The organism is Pseudomonas sp. Sample_9, from assembly GCF_004307535.1.
GTDB classification, from domain to species: Bacteria; Pseudomonadota; Gammaproteobacteria; order Pseudomonadales; family Pseudomonadaceae; genus Aquipseudomonas; species Aquipseudomonas mercuritolerans.
In genome coordinates this window covers 3146-23243 of sequence record NZ_RAZO01000057.1, presented here as the reverse complement: position 1 = coordinate 23243, position 20098 = coordinate 3146, and the positions used below count along the sequence as shown (strand labels likewise).

The 20098-nt window shown below is 62.2% G+C and carries 12 protein-coding genes; 8 read left to right on the top strand and 4 right to left on the bottom strand.

Annotation, left to right across the window (positions count from 1 at the left end; genetic code table 11):
* Positions 1-194: 194 nt before the first annotated feature.
* Positions 195-5444 carry an AAA family ATPase gene (locus tag D6877_RS03480; RefSeq protein ID WP_241662846.1) on the bottom strand — a complete coding sequence of 1750 codons (5250 nt, stop codon included), beginning with the start codon at positions 5442-5444 and terminating at the stop codon, positions 195-197.
* Between the two features lie 262 nt (positions 5445-5706).
* Here D6877_RS03480 and D6877_RS03475 point away from each other — a divergent pair, with 262 nt between their 5' ends.
* On the top strand, positions 5707-6696 hold the full coding sequence (locus D6877_RS03475) for a response regulator (protein WP_130909862.1): 990 nt from the start codon (positions 5707-5709) through the stop codon (positions 6694-6696).
* Positions 6693-7094, top strand: coding sequence for a response regulator (locus D6877_RS03470; protein ID WP_241662845.1), 402 nt, complete (start codon positions 6693-6695; stop codon positions 7092-7094). The genes D6877_RS03475 and D6877_RS03470 overlap by 4 nt, the downstream gene beginning before the upstream one ends.
* 5 nt (positions 7095-7099) lie before the next feature.
* On the opposite strand, the gene D6877_RS03465 is transcribed toward D6877_RS03470, so the two are convergent.
* A complete protein-coding gene (locus D6877_RS03465) occupies positions 7100-7702 on the bottom strand; it encodes a TetR family transcriptional regulator (RefSeq protein ID WP_130909861.1) in 603 nt (200 codons plus the stop codon).
* 139 nt (positions 7703-7841) lie between these two features.
* On the opposite strand from D6877_RS03465, the gene D6877_RS03460 reads away from it, so the two are divergent.
* From D6877_RS03460 to D6877_RS03430, 6 genes are all read left to right on the top strand, one after another.
* Positions 7842-8630, top strand: a complete 789-nt coding sequence (locus tag D6877_RS03460) for an SDR family oxidoreductase (protein ID WP_130909860.1) — start codon at positions 7842-7844, stop codon at positions 8628-8630.
* 54 nt (positions 8631-8684) lie between these two features.
* On the top strand, positions 8685-9701 hold the full coding sequence (locus D6877_RS03455; protein ID WP_130909859.1) for an NADP-dependent oxidoreductase: 1017 nt from the start codon (positions 8685-8687) through the stop codon (positions 9699-9701).
* A gap of 349 nt (positions 9702-10050) precedes the next feature.
* Positions 10051-12456, top strand: coding sequence for a glucose/quinate/shikimate family membrane-bound PQQ-dependent dehydrogenase (locus D6877_RS03450; RefSeq protein ID WP_130909858.1), 2406 nt, complete (start codon positions 10051-10053; stop codon positions 12454-12456).
* Between the two features lie 97 nt (positions 12457-12553).
* Entirely contained in the window at positions 12554-13852 is a 1299-nt protein-coding gene (locus D6877_RS03445; RefSeq protein WP_130909857.1) for a carbohydrate porin, read from the top strand.
* 378 nt (positions 13853-14230) lie between these two features.
* Positions 14231-15733, top strand: a complete 1503-nt coding sequence (gene proP / locus D6877_RS03435) for a glycine betaine/L-proline transporter ProP (protein WP_024013032.1) — start codon at positions 14231-14233, stop codon at positions 15731-15733.
* A gap of 86 nt (positions 15734-15819) precedes the next feature.
* A complete protein-coding gene (locus D6877_RS03430; protein WP_130909856.1) occupies positions 15820-17097 on the top strand; it encodes an OmpP1/FadL family transporter in 1278 nt (425 codons plus the stop codon).
* Between the two features lie 3 nt (positions 17098-17100).
* On the opposite strand, the gene D6877_RS03425 is transcribed toward D6877_RS03430, so the two are convergent.
* Together D6877_RS03425 and D6877_RS03420 are read right to left on the bottom strand one after the other, a co-directional pair.
* The gene (locus tag D6877_RS03425; RefSeq protein ID WP_130909855.1) at positions 17101-18714 is read right to left on the bottom strand and encodes a mechanosensitive ion channel domain-containing protein; all 1614 of its coding nucleotides are present in this window, start codon (positions 18712-18714) and stop codon (positions 17101-17103) included.
* Positions 18715-18724: 10 nt separating this feature from the next.
* A complete protein-coding gene (locus D6877_RS03420; protein WP_110600494.1) occupies positions 18725-19840 on the bottom strand; it encodes an AI-2E family transporter in 1116 nt (371 codons plus the stop codon).
* Between the last annotated feature and the right edge of the window lie 258 nt (positions 19841-20098).

Here is a 20098-nt window from a genome sequence, read left to right as displayed (position 1 = left end):
GCCAAACCTGAATTCAACTCGGTATTGCAAGTCGGCGTACGTCGACCAAACACCTCGGTCAGTCCCCTCTCCCTCCGGGAGAGGGCTAGGGTGAGGGGCTTTTGTTTTTGCCAAACCTGAATTCAACTCGGTATTGCAAGTCGGCGTACGTCGACCAAACACCTAGGTCAGTCCCCTCTCCCTCCGGGAGAGGGTTAGGGTGAGGGGCTTTTGATCCTCGCGTCCGGCGCAAGTGGCAGCCTGAAACAGATCCGCGCGCCCTCTTCGCTGTCTTCCACGCGCAACGTCCCGCCATGGGCGCCTATCACCGTTCGGCAAATCGCCAGGCCCATGCCCATGCCGCTGCCCTTGGTGGTGAAGAACGCATCGAAAATTTCTTCACGCTGATGCTCGGCGATCCCCGGCCCGTTGTCTTGAAAAGCCACGCAGACCTGCCCATCGGACAGCGTCGACTCAATCACCAGGCGCCCGTCACTCACGCCCTGCCCAGCCATCGCTTCCAGCGCGTTGACGATCAGGTTGTAGATCACCTGCTGGATCTGCACCCGATCCCCCAGTACCGGGTCAGCAGCGTTGAGTTGCGTGCGCAAGCTCACCCCGCGATTGTGCACATCGCTCGCCGTCAGTTGCACGACCTCACCGATCAACGCGTCAATCGACACCGGCAATCGTTGCAACGGCGCCTGCCTGGCCAATGCGCGCAAGGCCTGGACGATCTCGGTGGCACGGGCGCTGTCGGAGCGGATGTCTTCGAGTCCCTGAATAGCCTCGTCGAGATCAGGCGTGTCGCGCTTGAGCCAGCGCAGACTGGCCGAGGCGTTCGATGAAATGCCCAGCAGCGGCTGGCTGATTTCGTGGGCGATCGAGGCCGACAGTTCGCCCATCATTTTCAGGTGCGAGTTGCGCGCCAGTTCCGCCCGCGAGCTGCGCAAGTCGGCTTCCATCTGCGCGCGCAAGCGGTTGTCTTCGACCAGTTGGGCGTAGAGCCGCGCGGTCTGCAGCGACACCGCTGCCTGCGAGGCGAGGATTTCCAGCATGGTCAGGCGTTCGGCGCTGAACAGCTTCGGTACCAGGCTGTTTTCCAGATACACCAGACCGATCAGCGCGCCCTGCTTGAGCAACGGCAGGCACATCAGCGAGCGCGTCTGCCGTTGCTGCAGATCAGCGCTGTAGGCTTGCGGGCAGTCGACGCGGGCATCGTCAAGCACCAGCGGCGTGCGCGTGCGCATGGTCGAATTGAGCACTGAAACCGGCGCGATCTGCTCCAGCGAGCGATCGTTGTCCTGACTGACCCGCACGTTGCCCGCCTCGACATGCGCGGCAGCGGCCAAGTGCAACTCACCCTCGGCGACCAACAGCAGCGCGCCGCGATCGGCACCGGCCTGAATCATCAAGTGATTCATCAAGGTCTCCACCAGCCGATCGAGCAACACCTCTTGCGAGACCGCGCGTGCCGCTTCAATGCCGACTTCCAGGTCAAGGCGCACCCGCGTCACCGGCGTTCCCGCTTCCAGGGAATGCTCGTGGGCGAGAAACGGATGCTGGGCTTCGAGCTGGCGCGCCTTGGCTTCAGCGCCCCACAGCACATAGCAGTCGCGCGCAACACGCAGGTGATGATGCGTGCCGGAGACCAGGCCGTTGGCCAGGCAGACCTCGGCCAGTTGTTCATGTGCCAGTGCTTGCTCATGGATAAATCCGGCAGCGGCCGCCGCGATTTGCGCTTGGTCGAAGCAGCGAATGGCGGCCAGCCCTTCGCCGCGCACGCGGGCCATCGCGCCTTCGATCAGCAGCAGTTTGTTGCTGAAGGTCGAAGGATTGAGCTCGACCCACGGCAGAAAACGCTGCCGTTGCTGCTCCAGTTTCTGCAGTTTTTCGGCAACAGAGCCCGGCGCCTCGGGACTGGCCAGTGCCAAGCTGTAGAACAGGTAGTAATGCGCCAGATCAATGTGCGCCGGCAGCGACCAGGTCAACGCCTCGGCGTCCTCGAAACGGCGCAACGCGTAACGCACTTCACCGAAATAGAAAGCCGACATGCCCGAATACAACCACATCCACAACAGCGTCGGCTGTGAAACGCGGTCGCGATGCAGCGGGCCGAAGCGGTCATGTTCCAAAGCATCCAGCATTGCGATCGAACGAGGCTCAGGCCCATTGCGCAAATCGCTGGCAAACGCCTGTTGCGCCAGCAGAATGCGCTCGATGTCGATGTAGTGAAACTGCCGCACCCAACTCAGGCCGACGTCCAGCTCGTTCAACACGTTTGGCAGCGCCTCGCCCATGAACAGCAGATCGGAGCCGATGTGGTTGCAGGCGTAACACGACATGCCCAGATCGCCGCCGGCCTGACCGCACTCAAACGCGGCGAAAGCCTTCTGCCGCGCGTAGGCCATCGGCCGGGTCCACGCGCTGACCTGATCCAGCGCCACCAGCGTGCCGGTGCGCCCTGCCTCATAGCCGTGCAGATCAGTCAGTTCCAGCGCCAGTTCGGCGAAAGCAACACCGTCCAGATATTCGCCATAACGGTCGGCGATCATCACGCCGTACCAGGCAAAACCGTAGCCGCTGCTCGGCGTGGTGCCATGGAGCAAAGTCAGTTCGACCATCTTCGCCAGGTGCAGAAAAGCAATGTCGTCCTGCACGAAGAACGAGGCGATCAGCGTGCTCAGCAGTTCCATGGCCACTTCGATTCGCGGCTCGTTGGCTTTGGGCAACGCCGTCAACTCAGCGATCCGTCGCGCACCGACCAATTGCCGAACCCGTTCGAACGCTTCGCCCAGTTGCGCCTTCGATGGGTGTCGCTGCAGGTCGATATCGAGCAAGGCAAGACCGGCCAGCGCTGCGCCGATCGCGCCGTGGTAATCGGAATGCAAGGTGCGCAGGCTGGCGCGCAGGCGGTAGGTTTTCGCCCGGTCCAGCACGGTGGCAGCGTGTTCCAGGCAGTCGTCGAGACGCTGTTGCGCGCCGGGCAGATCCGCCAGCAACATCGCGCAGTCGGCTGCCAGCCAGCGCGCCGCGAAGGCTTGCGGGTAGAGCTGCGTCCAGCCGTTGTCGCCGAGTAATACCTCGGCGCTGCGCAGATAATCCACGGCCTGCTCGACAGCGGCGCTATCGCGGGCGCGCTCGGCAGCTTCGAGCAGTAACTGGATGAACTCAGCGCGTCGAGGCGCTTGCAGCGCATTGCCGGCGCTGCGCTGAATCTGACTGGCGATGTCGAAGACCCGCGCCTGCCGCTGCTCGCCGCTTTGATCGAGCATGGCGGCAGCGATGCGCGCATGCTCAGCCGAACGCCCGGCCGGTGGGGTCAGCGCAGCGGCGGCTTCCAACACCCGATCGTGGGGAAACATCAGTTGGCCCGGCTCGCGCAGAAGAAATCCGGCGCTGACCAGATAATCCACGTCACGCAGCAATTGCGCCGGATCGTCCCCCAGCAAATCGCCCAACAGCGTTTCGTCACAGCGGCCACCAACGTAACCCGCGGTGCGCAACACTTCACAGGCACTGACCGGCAGACGCTGCAAGCGTTGCACCATCAATTCGGCCACGTTGTCGGCGTAGCGATAGCCGTTCACTTCGGCCTGATTCCACACCCAGCGCCGCGTCGTCGCGTCGAAACGCAGCAGACGCTCGTCCACCAGCGCGCGCGCCACCTGGCTGACGAACAACGGATTGCCGGCGGTTTTGAAATGCACGACGCGGGCCAGCGCCTCAAGGTTGTCGACGTCAGCATCGAGTTCGACCGCCATCAGTTGCGCAACGGCCTGCAACGACAGCGGCCCTAGTCGAAGGCCACTGACTGGCAGCGCGGGTGCTCTGCGCATCTCATCGAGCCAGCCGCCCGGATGCTCCGTCAACTCGCCCTCGCGATACGCCAGAACCAGCAGCAGATGCCGCGTCGGTCGGGCGATAAAGGCTTTGAGAAACGCCTGCGTCGAGTCGTCAGCCCACTGCAAGTCGTCGATAAACAGCAGCAGCGGATGCCCCGGTTGCGCAAAGACTTCGAGCACATCGAGCAGCGCCCGATTGACCCGATCCAGGGCGTGGCGCGCCGGCATGTTCGGCAGTTCGGCGGTGGCGCCGATCAGCAGTTCGGCTTCCGGCGCCAAGTCCAGCAGCAAGCGGCCACGGCCCTTGAGGGTTTCGCGCAGTTGCTCGGCCAAGGCCTGCAAGGCCAGCGTGGGCTTGGTCAACACTTGGCTGATCAGCGACTGAAAAATCTGCGCCAGCGGCGCGAAGGGCCGGTCATTGTTCAGCAGTTCGATCTTGCCGCTGGCCCAATAACCGGGTGCCTGGCTACGCAGGACTTGCTGGATCAGCGTCGACTTCCCCGCTCCCGGTGCGCCGGCAACCATCAGCACGCGAGCGATGCCGTCGCTGCGCACGCGCTGGATCTGTTCAAGCAGTTGCTGACGTTCGTCGTCACGACCAAACAGCACATCGCCGCGCGTGGCCGTTGCGCGAGCATCGAATGCACCGAGGCGGAACGCTTCGATCTGGCCTTTTTTCTGCCATTGGCGCAGGCACCAGGTCAGATCGGCGGCCAGCGATTCGATGCTTTGATAGCGCGCGTCCGGCTCCTTGGCCAGGCCCTTGAGCAGCACATGGCAAATGCCTTGCGGCAGGTCGGGTTGGTATTGCGCTGGCGACAAAGGCTGGACGGCGGCGTGCACATGCAACCATTGCGAGGCGTCGCGAGCGATCAGCGGCGGGCGCCCGGTCAGCGCCTCGTAGATGATTGCCGACAGCGCATAGACGTCGCTGCGCTCATCGGAATCGACGCCGCCGCGCTGCAGCTGTTCCGGCGCCAGATAAGGCCAGTGTTCCAGGATCGGCAGTTCGGTCGCCGGCGTTTCCTGCGCGTGGGTGTGAAAGCCCATCAGCCTGACGCTGTCGTCAGCATCGACCAGCAGATGCCAAGGCAATAAAGAACACTGTGGGAGCGAGCCTGCTCGCGAAAGCGGTGGGTCAGTCAGGGGTGATGTCGGCTGGAATGACGCTTTCGCGAGCAGGCTCGCTCCCACGGGGTTTTGCGGTGATTCCGGATGGCGAGAGTGGACCAGCGCATTGGCAGCGGCGACGGCGATATTCAACACTCGTCCGAGTGGTAAGCCGGCGGCGTCGATCAGTCCAGCCAGCGGCGCGCCCCATTGCGGGTAGACCAACACCGGCCCGTCCGCCGAGCGAATCAGCGCGAGCGGGTTGAGTGCCCACTGCGAAGGCAACTGCAAATGGAAATCGCGCTCCAGCCGCTGGCACAGCGCCGGGCGCTGGATCGGCGCACGCACGGCGAACCAGCTCTGGCCCGAGCGGCTGTCTTCGAGGCTGAACCAGGTCAGTTCATGGTCACGGCGCAGCAGACTGAACCGACAGTTCTCCAGCCATGCTTCATCGAGCATCGGCGCATCGGCCGCGCGGGAAATTGCAGATGAAGATGGCTGGCCGGGCATACGCATTCACCGTTGGAAATGGGATTCAGGCTGGTGGCGAAGTATACCCAGCGTTTTTTTGCCAGAGGGCCAGCCGCTGCGCTGATGTCCGTCTGCAGCCTCAAGATGGCCGTCCAGAGCCTTGCGCCGCTGTTTCTTGCGCTATAGAAGCGCACGTCTTATCCCTCGGGATAATTGCTTTATGCCAGGCCGTCCCCTAGCGTACGAACCTGATAACCCGGCGCCCGCGCCCTGTCCTTCTCACCGCAACGCAGAGGCCCGCATGATCCGACTCGGCCAAGCCACGATTTCTTTGGAACGGCGCGAAGCCTTTCTCGATGGCCGGCCCTTGCGCATGGGTGGGCGGGCGTTCGAAATACTCTCGGTGCTGATGCAGGCCGACGGGCGCATCGTCAGCAAGGACGAACTGATCAATCAGGTGTGGCCGGACATCGTCGTCGAAGAGAACAATCTGCAAGTGCAGATTTCCTCGCTGCGCAAACTGCTCGGGGAAAAAGAAATCATCCAGACGGTTGCCCGTCGAGGTTACCGATTATTGAAAGACCGCGAACCCAAACTGCCCGTGTTCAACGCACTGGCCTCGGCGCCGATGGTGGCGCAGCCGCCGGCGGTCGATGCGCACTCGGTGCCGGTATTTATCGTCGACGATGAGGCCTGCGTGCGCAGCGCCTTGAGCCGTTTGTTGCGCGCCGAAGGCATCGAACACCGGATTTTCCAGTCCGCCGAAGAACTGCTCGAGGCCGACATCGCCAGCGGCCCGGCGTGCCTGTTGCTCGACGTCAGCCTGCCCGAAACCACAGGCCTGCAATTGCAGGCAGCGCTGAACGAGCGCGGCTTGCCGTGGCCGGTGATCTTCATGACCGGCCACGGCACGATTCCGATGTCGGTGCAGGCGATGAAGGCCGGCGCGGTGGAGTTCCTGACCAAGCCATTCAATGACGATGAACTGCTCGGCATTCTGCGCAGCACCCGTCAACACGCCGCGACTGCGTTCAATCAATGGCAACGGGTTCAGCACGTGCGGCAGCTGGCGGCGCAACTGACACCGCGTGAGCGCGAGGTGCTGCCGCTGATTGTCGGCGGTCTGTCGAACAAACAGATCGCCAACCAGTTGGGCACCAGTGAAGTGACCGCCAAGGTTCATCGCAAACACATCATGGCGAAGATGCAGACCCGCTCGCTGGTCAACCTCGTCGAACTCTACGGACTGATCAGCGCTGCGCCTTCGCCTGGCCCATCGAGCCTGTCGTGAGCGCCCCGGCGGGTCGTCCGACGGCGATCGAGAACCCCCGACCGACGATTGTCTGCATCGTCGATGACGACGCGTCGGTGCGCAAAAGCCTGTCGAATCTGCTGCGTTCGGTCGGTTATCGCGCGCAGGTTTATGTCAGTGGCGAAGCGTTTCTCGCCGAAGCCGACTTCGCCGAAATCGCCTGCCTGCTGCTGGATCTGCGCATGCCCGGCCTGTCCGGCATCGACGTGATGCGCCAGCTGTCGCGACAGTTTCCGGTGATCTGCATGTCCGCCCATTGGGACGAGGCGGCGCTGGCTGAGTCCGGGCATTACCAGGCGTTTGAATGCCTGTGCAAACCCTTCGAAGAAGAGGTTTTGCTGGCGGCACTCGACAAGGCCCTGCACCGCCAGCACTGATCGCTTCAGCTGTCCTGCGTGGTTTCTTCCGCAGTTTCGATCACGGGCAGCGACTCAGTCATCGAAGCGTGACACACCGCCAAAATCTCATCGGCCAGCGCCGAATCATCCGGGCAGGCCCGCGACAGCATGATCGCCCCGACCGCACGGGCCAGCAGGTCGATCATTCGGGTTCTGCCCTCACCTTGCGGTGCATCCGCTGCGGTGGGGTATTTCTCGCCGAGCGTCTGCAACGTGCGCTCGATACCTTCAGCGAACGCCACTTTGACATCCCCCGACTGCCGCGCCGCATCGCCGCACAGCGCTGCCATGGTGCAACCGGTGGAGCGGCCGTCACGATGCTCGCGTGAGACGTACACATCGATGAAATCCTGCACGCTCATGCTTTCGGCGGCGGCCGCGGAATGCGCCAGGCTGTTGGCCGAGGCTTCGGCCATCAGGTCGGCCTTGGAGCCGAAGTGTTTGTAGAAACCGCCGTGAGTAAAACCGGCGGCCGCCATCAGGTCAGCCACGCCGACCCCGTCATAACCGCGTTCGCGGAACATCACTGATGCCGTTTCGACAATGTGCTCGCGATTGGCCTGAGCCTGAGCCTTGGATACGCGCATGTTGAATACCTCCAGCGCTGAAAATTCATCGGCCGATGATACATAGATGTTGGCCATAATCAAAACCATTGACAGGTTAGATTTCGGTCATCATCCTAAAGGCCCGCAATCAGTCTTCAACTGACAAAGAGCCCACACCATGACTACTCGCCCTACTGTTCTGATCACTGGCGCCTCCACCGGCATCGGCGCGGTCTACGCCGCACGTTTCGCCCAGCGCGGTCACGATCTGGTGCTGGTCGCCCGTGACCAGGCGCGCCTGGACACCCTTGCTGCCGGTTTGCGCGCTGAGCACAACGTCAATGTCGAAGTGCTACAGGCCGACCTGACGCAACTGAGCGACCTGCAAAGCGTCGAGGCGCGTCTGCGTGACGACGCGCGCATCGGCATTCTCGTCAACAATGCCGGCGCTGCGCAGTCCGGTACTTTCATCGAGCAGAGCACCGACAGCGTGGCGCAACTGGTCGCGCTCAACACCACCGCGCTGGTGCGTCTGGCCAGCGCCATTGCCCCGCGTCTGGCCAAGGCCGGCGACGGCGCGATCATCAATATCGGTTCGGTGGTGGGCCTGGCGCCGGAGTTCGGCATGTCGGTGTATGGCGCGACCAAGGCGTTCGTACTGTTCCTCTCCCAGGGCCTGAGCCTGGAATTGTCGCCACAAGGCGTGTACGTGCAAGCCGTGCTGCCTGCCGCCACCCGCACGGAAATCTGGGACCGCGCCGGTATCGACATCAACACCCTCACCGACATCATGGAAGTCGGCGATATGGTCGACGCCGCGCTGGTCGGTTTCGACCGTCGCGAAGTCGTGACCATCCCGCCGCTGCACGAAGGCGAGCGCTGGGATGCCTTGCAAGCGGCGCGTCAGGGGCTGTTGGGGCAGATCCGCCAGTCGGCGGTCGCGCAACGTTATCTGGCTCAGGCCTGACCCATCCAAACCCGGCGCAAATGCGTCGGGTTCCAACCGACAAGAGCATCCGCAATGAAGGCATTTTTCATCGAGCGCTACGGCAAGCAGAACGGCCGGATCGGCGACCTGCCCGAACCGCTGGTTGGCGCTCACGACGTGCTGATCGAAGTGCGCGCCAGCAGCGTCAACCCGTTGGATCTGAAGATTCGCAGCGGCGAATTCAAGATGATCCTGCCCTATCAAATGCCTTTGATATTGGGCAACGATGTCGCCGGCGTGGTGCTCAGCACCGGTGCGGCGGTCAAGCGTTTCAAGCCGGGCGATGAGGTTTATGCGCGTGCGCCTGAAAACAGGATTGGCACGTTTGCCGAACGCATCGCTGTCGACGAACAAGCGATCGCGTTGAAACCCGCCAATCTCGCCATGACCGAGGCGGCTTGCATGCCGCTGGTGGCATTGACGGCGTGGCAGGCCCTGGTCGAAGTCGCCGGGCTGCAAAAAGGCCAGAAGGTGCTGATTCACGCCGGCTCCGGTGGCGTTGGCGCGGTCGCCATTCAACTGGCCAAACACCTCGGCGCTTTTGTTGCGACCACTACCAGCACGGCGAATGTCGCGTGGGTCAAGGCGCTGGGCGCTGATGTGGTGATCGATTACAAGCAGCAGGATTTCGCCATTGAGCTGCGCGACTACGACGTCGTGCTCAACAGCCTCGGCACCGATGTCCTGGAGAAATCGTTGACGGTGTTGAAACCAGGCGGGCAACTGATTTCCCTGTCCGGGCCGCCGACTGCGCAGTTCGCACGGGAGCAGGGTTTGTCGTGGCCGCTTGGGCTGGTGATGCGCCTGCTCAGCAGTAGTATTCGGCGCAAGGCGCGCAAGCGTGGGGTGGGTTATTCGTTTCTGTTCATGCGCGCCGATGGCGTTCAGTTGCAAAAAATCACTGCGTTGATTGAGGCAGGAGTGATCAAACCGGTGGTTGATCGTACTTTTCCGTTCGATCAGATAGCTGACGCCTTGCACTACGTTGAACAAGGTCGGGCCAAGGGCAAGGTTGCCATCGCGGCCAACCTCAAAAGCCCCTCACCCTAGCCCTCTCCCGGAGGGAGAAGGAACTGACCGAGTTGTTTGATCGAGTGATTCCAACCTGCAATACCGAGGTGAACACAAGTTCTGAAAAGCCACCAATCGGCTCCCTCTCCCCGGGGAGAGGGCTGGGGTGAGGGGTGAATTCACTGCGGTGTTCGGGCATGCGCGTTACAACTGCAAGCCCGACTCGCCATCCCCGCTGAAACGTCGAGAAACCCCTCTCGCCTTGCATTTTGCCCATCCTGCACCACGCTTGATTCACAGAAGTGCACGTTTTCATGGCAAAACTGCGGTTAACTGAATGGTTAGTTACCGCTATAATCCCGCGCTTCATTCAAACGGGACTTTCAATGTGAACCACAGTCAACGCGTCTCAGGCGTTTCAACGTTCATTCTGGTCGGCCTTGGCGTGATCATCGCCCTGCTCGGTCTGGCGCTCGCGGCCGGCGGTGTGAAGCTGGTCAGCCTGGGCGGTTCCTGGTACTTCCTGGTCGGCGGTCTGGCGATGACCGTTTCCGGTGTGCTGATCGCACTGAAGAAAACTGCAGGCGCCTGGCTGTTCGCCGCATTTCTCGTGGCCACCGCGATCTGGGCCTTGGCTGACGCCGGGCTGGTGTTCTGGCCGGTGTTCTCGCGGCTGTTCATGTTCAGCGCCATCGGTATGGTCGTCGCTCTGGTCTACCCGCTGCTGGCGCGCGCCAATGGCCGCGTGGCCGGTCGTGGTGCGTATGCCGTGGCCGCTGTGCTGGCGGTCGGTGTGGCCGTTGCGGCGGGCAACATGTTCGTCGCCCACCCAACCGTTGCCGCCACTGGCACTGGCCCGGGCCTGACTCCGGTCGAGCCGGCCAAGGCGCAGAAAGACTGGGCGCACTACGGCAACACCGAAGGTGGCAGCCGCTTCGCCGCGCTCGATCAGATCAACCGCAACAACGTCGACAAATTGAAAGTCGCGTGGACCTACCACACCGGTGACGTCGCCGAGAGCGATGGCAACGGCGCCGAAGACCAGCTCACCCCGCTGCAGGTCGGCAACAAAGTCTTCATCTGCACCCCGCACAACAACCTGATCGCGCTGGACGCCGACACCGGCAAGGAAATCTGGAAAAACCAGATCAACGCCCAGTCGAAAGTCTGGCAGCGCTGCCGTGGCATGGCGTATTTCGATCGCACCGCTACCATCGCGCAGCCAGCCAATTCGCCGATCATCGAAGCCAAACCCGAGCCGGCCGCCAACTGCCAGCGTCGTCTGCTGACCAACACCATCGATGCCCGCCTGATCGCGGTCGATGCTGACACTGGCGAGTTCTGCCAGGGTTTCGGCAACAACGGTCAGGTCGATCTGAAGGCCGGTCTGGGTGATGTGCCGGACAGCTACTATCAGTTGTCGTCCGCGCCATTGATGGCCGGCACCACCGTGGTGGTTGGCGGTCGTGTTGCCGACAACGTGCAAAGCGACATGCCGGGCGGCGTGATTCGCGGTTTTGACGTGATCACCGGCGCCATGCGCTGGGCGTTCGACCCGGGCAACCCGCAGGATCGCAACGCGCCGGCCGACGGCAAAACCTACGTGCGCAGCACGCCGAACAGCTGGGCGCCGATGTCCTACGACGCGGCGACCAACACGGTGTTCCTGCCGATGGGCAGCTCGTCCACCGACATCTATGGTGTCGAGCGTAGCGAACTGGACCACAAGTACGGCGCCTCGATCCTCGCGCTGGACGCCAGCACCGGTGAAGAACGCTGGGTGTTCCAGACCGTGCACAACGATCTGTGGGACTTCGACCTGCCGATGCAGCCGAGCCTGATCGACTTCGACAAGGACGGTCAAAGCGTTCCGGCGCTGGTCATCGGTACCAAGGCCGGACAGATTTATGTTCTCGACCGCGCCACCGGCAAGCCGCTGACCGAAGTCAAGGAAGTACCGGTGAAAGCCGCGAACATCCCTAACGAGCCGTACTCGCCGACTCAGCCGAAATCCGTGGGCATGCCGCAGATCGGCGCGCAGCACCTGACCGAATCGGACATGTGGGGCGCCACGCCGTACGATCAGTTGCTCTGCCGCATCGACTTCAAGAGCATGCGCTACGACGGTCTGTACACCGCACCGGGTACCGACAAATCGCTGAGTTTCCCGGGTTCGCTGGGCGGCATGAACTGGGGCAGCATCTCCACTGACCCGGTGCACGGCTTCATCTTCGTCAACGACATGCGCCTGGGTCTGTGGATCCAGATGATCCCGTCGCAGAACAAAGGCCAAGCCGCTGGCGGTGGCGAAGCGCTGAACACCGGCATGGGCGCTGTTCCGCTCAAAGGCACGCCGTACGCAGTGAACAAGAACCGCTTCCTGTCGGTGGCCGGCATTCCGTGCCAGGCGCCGCCGTTCGGCACTTTGACCGCGATCGACATGAAGACCCAGAAAGTCGCATGGCAGGTTCCGGTCGGCACCGTTGAAGACACCGGTCCCCTGGGCATCCGCATGCACCTGCCGATCAAGATCGGTCTGCCAACCCTCGGCGGCACCTTGTCGACCCAGGGCGGCCTGATCTTCATTGCCGGCACCCAGGATTTCTACCTGCGCGCCTTCAACAGCGGCAACGGTGAAGAAGTCTGGAAAGCCCGTCTGCCGGTCGGCAGCCAGGGCGGCCCGATGACGTACGTTTCGCCGAAGACCGGCAAGCAGTACATCGTCGTCACCGCTGGCGGCGCACGCCAGTCGACCGATCGTGGCGATTACGTGATGGCTTACGCCCTGCCGTAACTCGCTGCCGCACCACCAACCTCCTCCAAGCGCGCGGTGCCCCAAAGCACCGCGTCGCCGTTTTATTGCGTTAAAGATTTCAGCAGGAAGGATTCACATGTCATCGGCTGTTCGCTTTTCTCGTACCAAGCTTTCCACTGGCCTGTTGCTGGGCCTGAGCTGCACCACCGCCCTCCCCGCGCTGGCCGCCAGCGATTCCGATCTGCTGACCCGCAGCACCCTCACCGGTGACTGGGGTGGCTTGCGTCATCAACTCGATGAAGACGGCATCAAGTTCACTGGCGATTACAGCGGCGAAACCGCTTACGACGCCGACGGCGGCCTGCACCGTTCGGCGCGCTACTCGCAGAACATCAAGCTCGGCGTGCAGTTTGATCTGAGCAAACTCTACGGCGTCGACAACGCCGGCAAAGTGCAACTGACCATCAATGACCGTCGCGGCAACAGCGCTTCGGAAGATCTGGTCGGCAACCGCCTGCCGATTCAGGAAAACTACGGCGGCCTGTACACGCGCCTGACTGAACTGAGTTACGAGCGCAGCCTGTTCACCCCGGCGCTGAACGTGAAGCTCGGCTACATGGCCATGGGCAACGACCTCGGCGGTCTCGACAGCGGCATTCTGTGCAACTTCATGAACGCCGGCTTCTGCGGTCACCCGCTGAACATGTCCGGCGGCAGCGGCTGGACCAACTACCCCAACGCGCGTCTGGGCGTGCGGGTCAAATACGACCTGTCGCCGTCCTGGCAGTTGCGTGTGGCGGCGTTTAACGTCGATCCAGAAAGCAACGGCAATTCCAGCCGAGCCTGGCATCTGGGGCCGAAGCACACCACTGGCACCGTCGTGCCGATCGAGCTGGTGTACAAGCACGCCGGCGAGCTGCCGGGCGAGTACAAGCTCGGCTATTACTACGACAGCTCCGACGTCAAACGCATTGGCAGCGACGATGAAGTGTCCGGTCGTGGCGGACATTATTTGTTGATCGATCAGGCCGTATGGCGTTCGCCGACCTCCGAAGGCCGCAGCCTGCATGCTTTCGGTCAGTATTCGGCGGCCAGTGAAGCCGCCTCGCCGTTCAGCAAGTGGTACGGCACCGGCGTGGTTTTGTACAAACCGTTCGAAGGCCGTCCGCGTGACACCCTGGCGCTGGGTTATGGCCGCGCCGTGCCGAACCCGCGCAGCCGCGATGTGCAGCAGGATGCCGCGCTGGCCAATGGTGCTGCGTTCCCGCATCTCGATAGCGCCGAGCAGTTGATCGAGCTGGGTTACGGCTACCAGGCCACCCCATGGCTGACCCTGCGCCCGAACCTGCAATACATCATCGAACCGGGGGCGTTTTCCGGGCAGGACATCGATAATGCGCTGGTGGTGGGTTTGCAGGTGAAGGCTGCGCTTTAAGCCTTGTGGTGAAAGGGCTGCCGTCATCGCGAGCAGGCTCACTCCTACAGGATTGGCGGCGTGCGCAAAATCCCTGCAAAACACAAAACCACTGTGGGAGCGAGCCTGCTCGCGAAAGCGCCGGGTCAGGCGACTGCGATGTTGAATGTAGCGCCGCCTTCGCGAGCAGGCTCGCTCCCACAGGGGGTTTGGGTCAGGTCGGAGAGTTGGATTCGCCGCTGCCGTAGCGGGATACAGAGGATTTGCGGCGGGCAGGAAATTAATTCCAGCCCACCGGTGAATTATTTCGTGTCCGCATGTATCTGAGCCAGAAGAGCCGGCGCCATCATGGAGATGGCATCGCAGCGGTAATCTGGATCAGCGAGCGGGAACAGCGCAATGAAATCACGCAAGAACACCGTCAAACCGATCGGTTTGAAAGACATCACCATTGTCGACGACGCCAAGATGCGCAAGGCGATCACCGCCGCCGCACTGGGCAACGCCATGGAATGGTTCGACTTCGGCGTCTACGGCTTTGTCGCCTATGTGCTCGGCAAGGTCTTCTTCCCCGGCGCCGATCCCGGCGTGCAAATGATCGCCGCGCTGGCGACCTTCTCCGTGCCCTTCCTCATCCGTCCGCTTGGCGGTTTGTTTTTCGGTGCGCTGGGCGACAAATACGGACGGCAGAAAGTCCTCGCCGCGACCATCGTCATCATGTCCCTGAGCACCTTCGCCATCGGCCTGATTCCGTCCTATGCCTCGATCGGCATCTGGGCGCCGATCCTGCTGTTGCTGGCGAAAATGGCCCAAGGTTTCTCGGTCGGTGGCGAATACACCGGCGCCTCGATCTTCGTCGCTGAATACGCGCCCGACCGTAAGCGCGGCTTCCTCGGTAGTTGGCTGGATTTCGGCTCGATCGCCGGTTTCGTCTTCGGCGCCGGCGTCGTGGTGCTGATTTCAACCATTCTCGGTGAACAGCGCTTCGAAGAATGGGGCTGGCGGATTCCGTTCTTCCTCGCCCTGCCGCTGGGCATGATCGGCCTGTATCTGCGCCACGCCCTGGAAGAAACCCCGGCGTTCCAGCAGCACGTGGAAAAACTCGAACAAGGCGACCGCGAAGGCCTCGCCGGCGGCCCGAAAGTGTCGTTCAAGGAAGTCGCAACCAAACACTGGCGCAGCCTGATGACCTGCATCGGCGTAGTGGCGGCGACCAACGTCACCTATTACATGCTGCTCACCTACATGCCGAGCTACCTGACGCACAACCTGCACTACAGCGAAAACCACGGTGTGCTGATCATCATCGCGATCATGGTCGGCATGCTCTTCGTGCAGCCGCTGATCGGTTTCATCAGCGACAAGATCGGCCGCAAACCCTTCATCGTCGTCGGCAGCATTGGCCTGTTCATCTTCGCCATTCCGGCGTTCATGCTGATCAACAGCGGCAGCATCGGCCTGATCTTCTCCGGCCTGCTGATCCTCGCGGTGCTGCTCAACTTCTTCATCGGCGTGATGGCCTCGACCCTGCCGGCGATGTTCCCCACGCACATCCGCTACAGCGCGCTGGCCAGCGCCTTCAACGTTTCGGTGCTGATCGCCGGTCTGACCCCGACTGCCGTGGCCTGGCTGGTGGAAAGCACCAACGATCTGTACATGCCTGCGTATTACCTGATGGTCATCGCCGTGGTCGGTCTGGTCACTGGCGTGACCATGAAGGAAACCGCCAACAAGCCCTTGCGCGGCGCGGCCCCGGCGGCTTCCGACCTCGAAGAGGCCAAGGAGCTGTTGCAAGAACACCACGACAACATCGAGCAGAAAATCGAAGACATCGATGCCGAAATCGCCGCGCTGGAAGCCAAGCGCAAGGAACTGGCGCTCCAGCATCCGCGCATCGATTGATCAGTGCGGCGTCGGCAATCGGTCCGACGCCACGCCGAGCTTGAGCTAGCCTTGAAACCGGATTGCATGCCATTCAAGGAGTTCACATGTTCAAGCTGATCAAAAGTTCGGTCGCTGGTGGATTGCTCTTCGCCAGCCTCCAGGCCGAAGCCGGCGGCATCATGATTTACGAGGCCGGCCACGAAGGCACCGGGCTGGCCAACGCCGGCTCTGCGGTCATGGCCAGCGACCCGAGCATTCTGATGACCAACCCGGCGGGCATCAGCCAACTGGCCGGCACGCAGATCAACTTCAACGCGCAGTTGATCCTCGGCGACGTCAGCTTCTCCCGCGACAACGCCAATACCTTCGGCGGCAACGAAGGTGGCAACGCCTTGAAGTACCTGCCCGGCTCCAGCTTCTTCATCAGCCATCAACTCGATGAGCGCTCCTCGATCGGCTTCGGCATGTACGGCAATTTCGGTCTGGCGCTGGACTACGACGATGACTGGGCCGGGCGCTATTTCGCTCAGGAGTCGGCCATTATCGGTGTGTCATTCCAGCCCACCTATGCCTACAAGATCACCGACGACCTGTCCGTCGGCCTCGGCCCGCGCTTCATGCTTGGCTACTTCCGCACCGAAGTGGCGGTCAACAATAACGTGCTCGGTCTGGGCAACGCCGAGGATGGTCAGTTGCGTTACAAGGACACCGACTGGGGCACGGGCGCCAACGTCGGCGTGCTCTACAACCTCAACGAGCGCACGAAGCTCGGGCTGGCCTGGACCAGCAAGATCAAGCTCAAATTCGAAGACAAACCGGAGCTGAAGAAAATCACCAATCCGCTGCTGCGTCTGGCGCTCAACCGTCTCGACGCCGATCAGCTGAACGTCGACATGAACGTGCCGCAGACCGTCACCACCAGCGTGTCCTACCAACTCGATCCGCAGTGGACGCTGCTCGGCAGCCTCGGCTGGCAGGACTGGAGCGATTTCGGCAAGGTCGGCGTGGAAGTCGATACCGGCCTGGGCTCGACTTCCAGAACGGCGCAGCGGCAATACAAGGACACCTGGCATGCCTCGATCGGCGCGCAGCACCAGATCAACCCGAAACTGCGCTGGAACGTCGGCCTCGGTTACGACTCCTCGGCAGTGGACGACAAGGATCGCACGGTCGACAACCCTATGAACGAAGCGTGGCGCCTGGCGACCGGGGTCAGCTATGCGTTGCAGGAAGATGTCGACGTGCACATGAGCTACACGCTGATCTACCTCGGCGACATGGACGTGCAACAGACCAAAGCACGCTCCGGCGGCTCGGTCTCCGGCGAATACAAAAACGCCGCCCTGCATGTGCTGGGCGGCGGCATGGTCTGGCGTTTCTAGGGATCACTCATCCTTCGGTGCCTGCGCCGGGGCGGTGAACCGCTGCTCCGGCGGCACGCGTTTTTCCTGCTGCGGATCGCCCAGGTAATGCGGCGACATGATCTGCACGCCATATTCGTTGAACACGTCCTGAATATTGGCGTGGAGCATGCTCAGCAACACCGCACGCGGGCGCGGCTGGCTGGGGATGGCCTGGGCCACCAGGCGATACTCGGGATAGAAGTCCGACAGCGCGGTCTGGAACACCTGCGCCGGCGGTTCTTCGAGCACGCCCGGCGTGCGTTTGGCCGCCTCCAGCAACATCGCTTCGACCTGACGCCACGGCGTGTCGTAGCCGATGGTCACCACCGTGTCGACCACGTAGCCCGGGCCTTGCACGGTGCGCGAGTAGTTCTTGGTCACGGTGCCGGTGATCATCGAGTTGGGCAGCGTCAGCACTTCACCGAGGCCGGTGCGAATCCGCGTGGTGAACATGCCCAGCTCGGTGACGGTGCCTTCGTACTCGCCGATCCTGACAAACTCGCCGGGGCGCAAAGTCCGCGTGTAGGTCAGGATCAACCCGGCCGCCGCTTGCCCGACGACGCTGGTGGCGCCAAGGGAAATCATCAGGCCGATCAGCACCGACAAGCCTTTGAACGCATCGGTCCCGGCGCCGGGCAGATAGGGATAAGCCATCGCCAGCGCAAACAGCCAGACTGCCAGCGCGGTCAGGCGTTGCGTCGGTTGCAGGGTTTCATGGTTGAGCCAGCTGAACGTCCCCGGCGCGGCCATCCGGCGCAGGATGCGTCGGGTAAATGCGGTCACGCCCCGGGCGATAAAGAAAATCGCCAGCGCCACGCCCAGCCCCGGTATCGCATCGACGATGCCCTGTAACAGATAACCGGCCAGTTCCACCAGATAGTTGTTGAGGCTTTCGCCCCACGGCCGCGTATACGGGAAGCGTGACAGGACAAAACCCAGCCATTCGTAGGACAGCAGCAGGATCAGCAACCAACGCAGGAACAACAGACAGCGGCTGACCAACGGGTAGAGAAAATTCGAGTCGATCAGTTGCACCCGCCCGACCTTCAGCGCCTTGGTGTGGCGATCCATCAGCGCCGGCAGTTTCGCCAACAGCTTGTGGCGCAGCCATGACAGGCACCAGAGCAGCGCCAGATAGATCAGCGTGGCCACCGCCGCCAGCGCCAGCGAACGCACAATCATCTGCACGTTACGCGCCTCACGGGTCTCGTTGACCACCTGGCGCAGTTTTTCCGCTGCGCCTTCGGCGGCTTCCTGCACCGAGGAATAGGCCAGGCTGTCGACGTCTTTCGGTGCAACGATAAACGCACGGGTATTGCCGATCAGCACCATGTAACTGTTCTGGATCGAATCAGTGCTGATTTCCAGCTCAGGGTCTTCCTCCAGCGCTTCACTGATCACCCGCTTCGCCCGCTTCACCCGTGAGGCCGGCGCCTCGCCGAGGATGGTCGCGCGAAACAGCATGATGCTGCGGTTGGCCACTTTCAGTTCTACCGCTTCGTCCGTTGCTGTCGTGGTGTCTTCCAGTGCCTGGCCGAGCCCGGACCACAGTGTTGCAGCCAGCAGCATCGCCAGCACCATCAGCCTGTTACGCATGCGCCGTTCCTTATGGCTGATTGTCGTGAGAGGTTTCGTCCAGCACTTCGCTGACGTCGGCCGGTTGATAAACCCAGCCGATGAACAATTCATAACCGACCGCCAGGATCACCGGCCCGGTGAACAGGCCGATGATGCCGCTGGTGACCATGCCGCCCAGCGCGCCGATCAGCACCACCGGCATCGGCACGGCAACGCCACGGCCGAGCAACATCGGTTTGAGCACGTTGTCGGAAAGCCCGGCGATCACCATCCACACGGCGAAAATGATCGTGCCGGCACCGACGCCGTCATGGGCAAAAACGAACACCACCACCGGCACGGTAACCAACAGCACCGGCAGTTGCATGATGCCCAGCAGCAACACCATCAACGCCAGCACGCCGGCAGCGGGCACGCCCATGATCACCAGTGCCACACCGATCAGGATCATCTGGATAAAGGCGATACCGACCACGCCCTGCGCCACCGCGCGAATGGTCGAGGTGCACAACTGCGCGATCTGCGGGCCACGCACCGGGCCGGAAATCCGCGTGGTGATCGCCACCGCTGTGCGATGGCCGCGTTCGCCGTGGGTCATGATCAGTCCAGCGACAATCAGTGCAACGACAAACACCACGATGCCTGCGCCGACGCCGGCGGCCTGATGCAACAGCACCCGCCCCCAACTGGTCAGGTGCGGCGCCAGTTCCTTGAACACCCAGCTCAGGTCCTGCGAAGCGTGCATCCAGATGCCATACAACGGCGCGCCGATCAGCGGCCAGTCGGCGACATTGGCGGGTGGCGGCGGAATCTCGAACTGCCCCGCTTCCACAGTTTGCATGCCCACCTTCACCGAATCGGCCACGGATGCGCCGAGCAGGCTCAGCGGCACCATCAGGATCACCAGCCCCAGCAATACCAGCACAATCGCCGCCCAACCGTAACGGTTGCCGAGTTTTGCGCCGAGTTTCTGGTTCAGCGGGTACAGCGTGACTGCGAGGATCAACGCCCACAGCATCACATTGAGAAACGGATGGAAAATGTCGTAGCAGAACAGCACCAGGGTCGCGATCAACCCGGCGCGGATCAGCACGTCGAGCAAGGCTTTGGAACTGTTGAAGGCAATCAGCGGCTTTTCTTCCATGGCAACATTCCTGAGCGGTGCAGCATTCGGGATGCGCTGAGCCTAGAACATGTTCGGCCGGTCTTCCTGCGGGGCGCGGCATTATCGCTTTACGCAACACGGTGTGGGAGCGAGCCTGCTCGCGAAAGCGCAAGGTCAGGCAGCACGGATGCTCAGGCCATCTACCAACAAAACCATCACCCCACCGATTACTCCGCCCGCCGCATGGTGTTAAATAGGCGCCAGTCCCGACCTTGTCGCTTCAAGCCGTGCCACGAG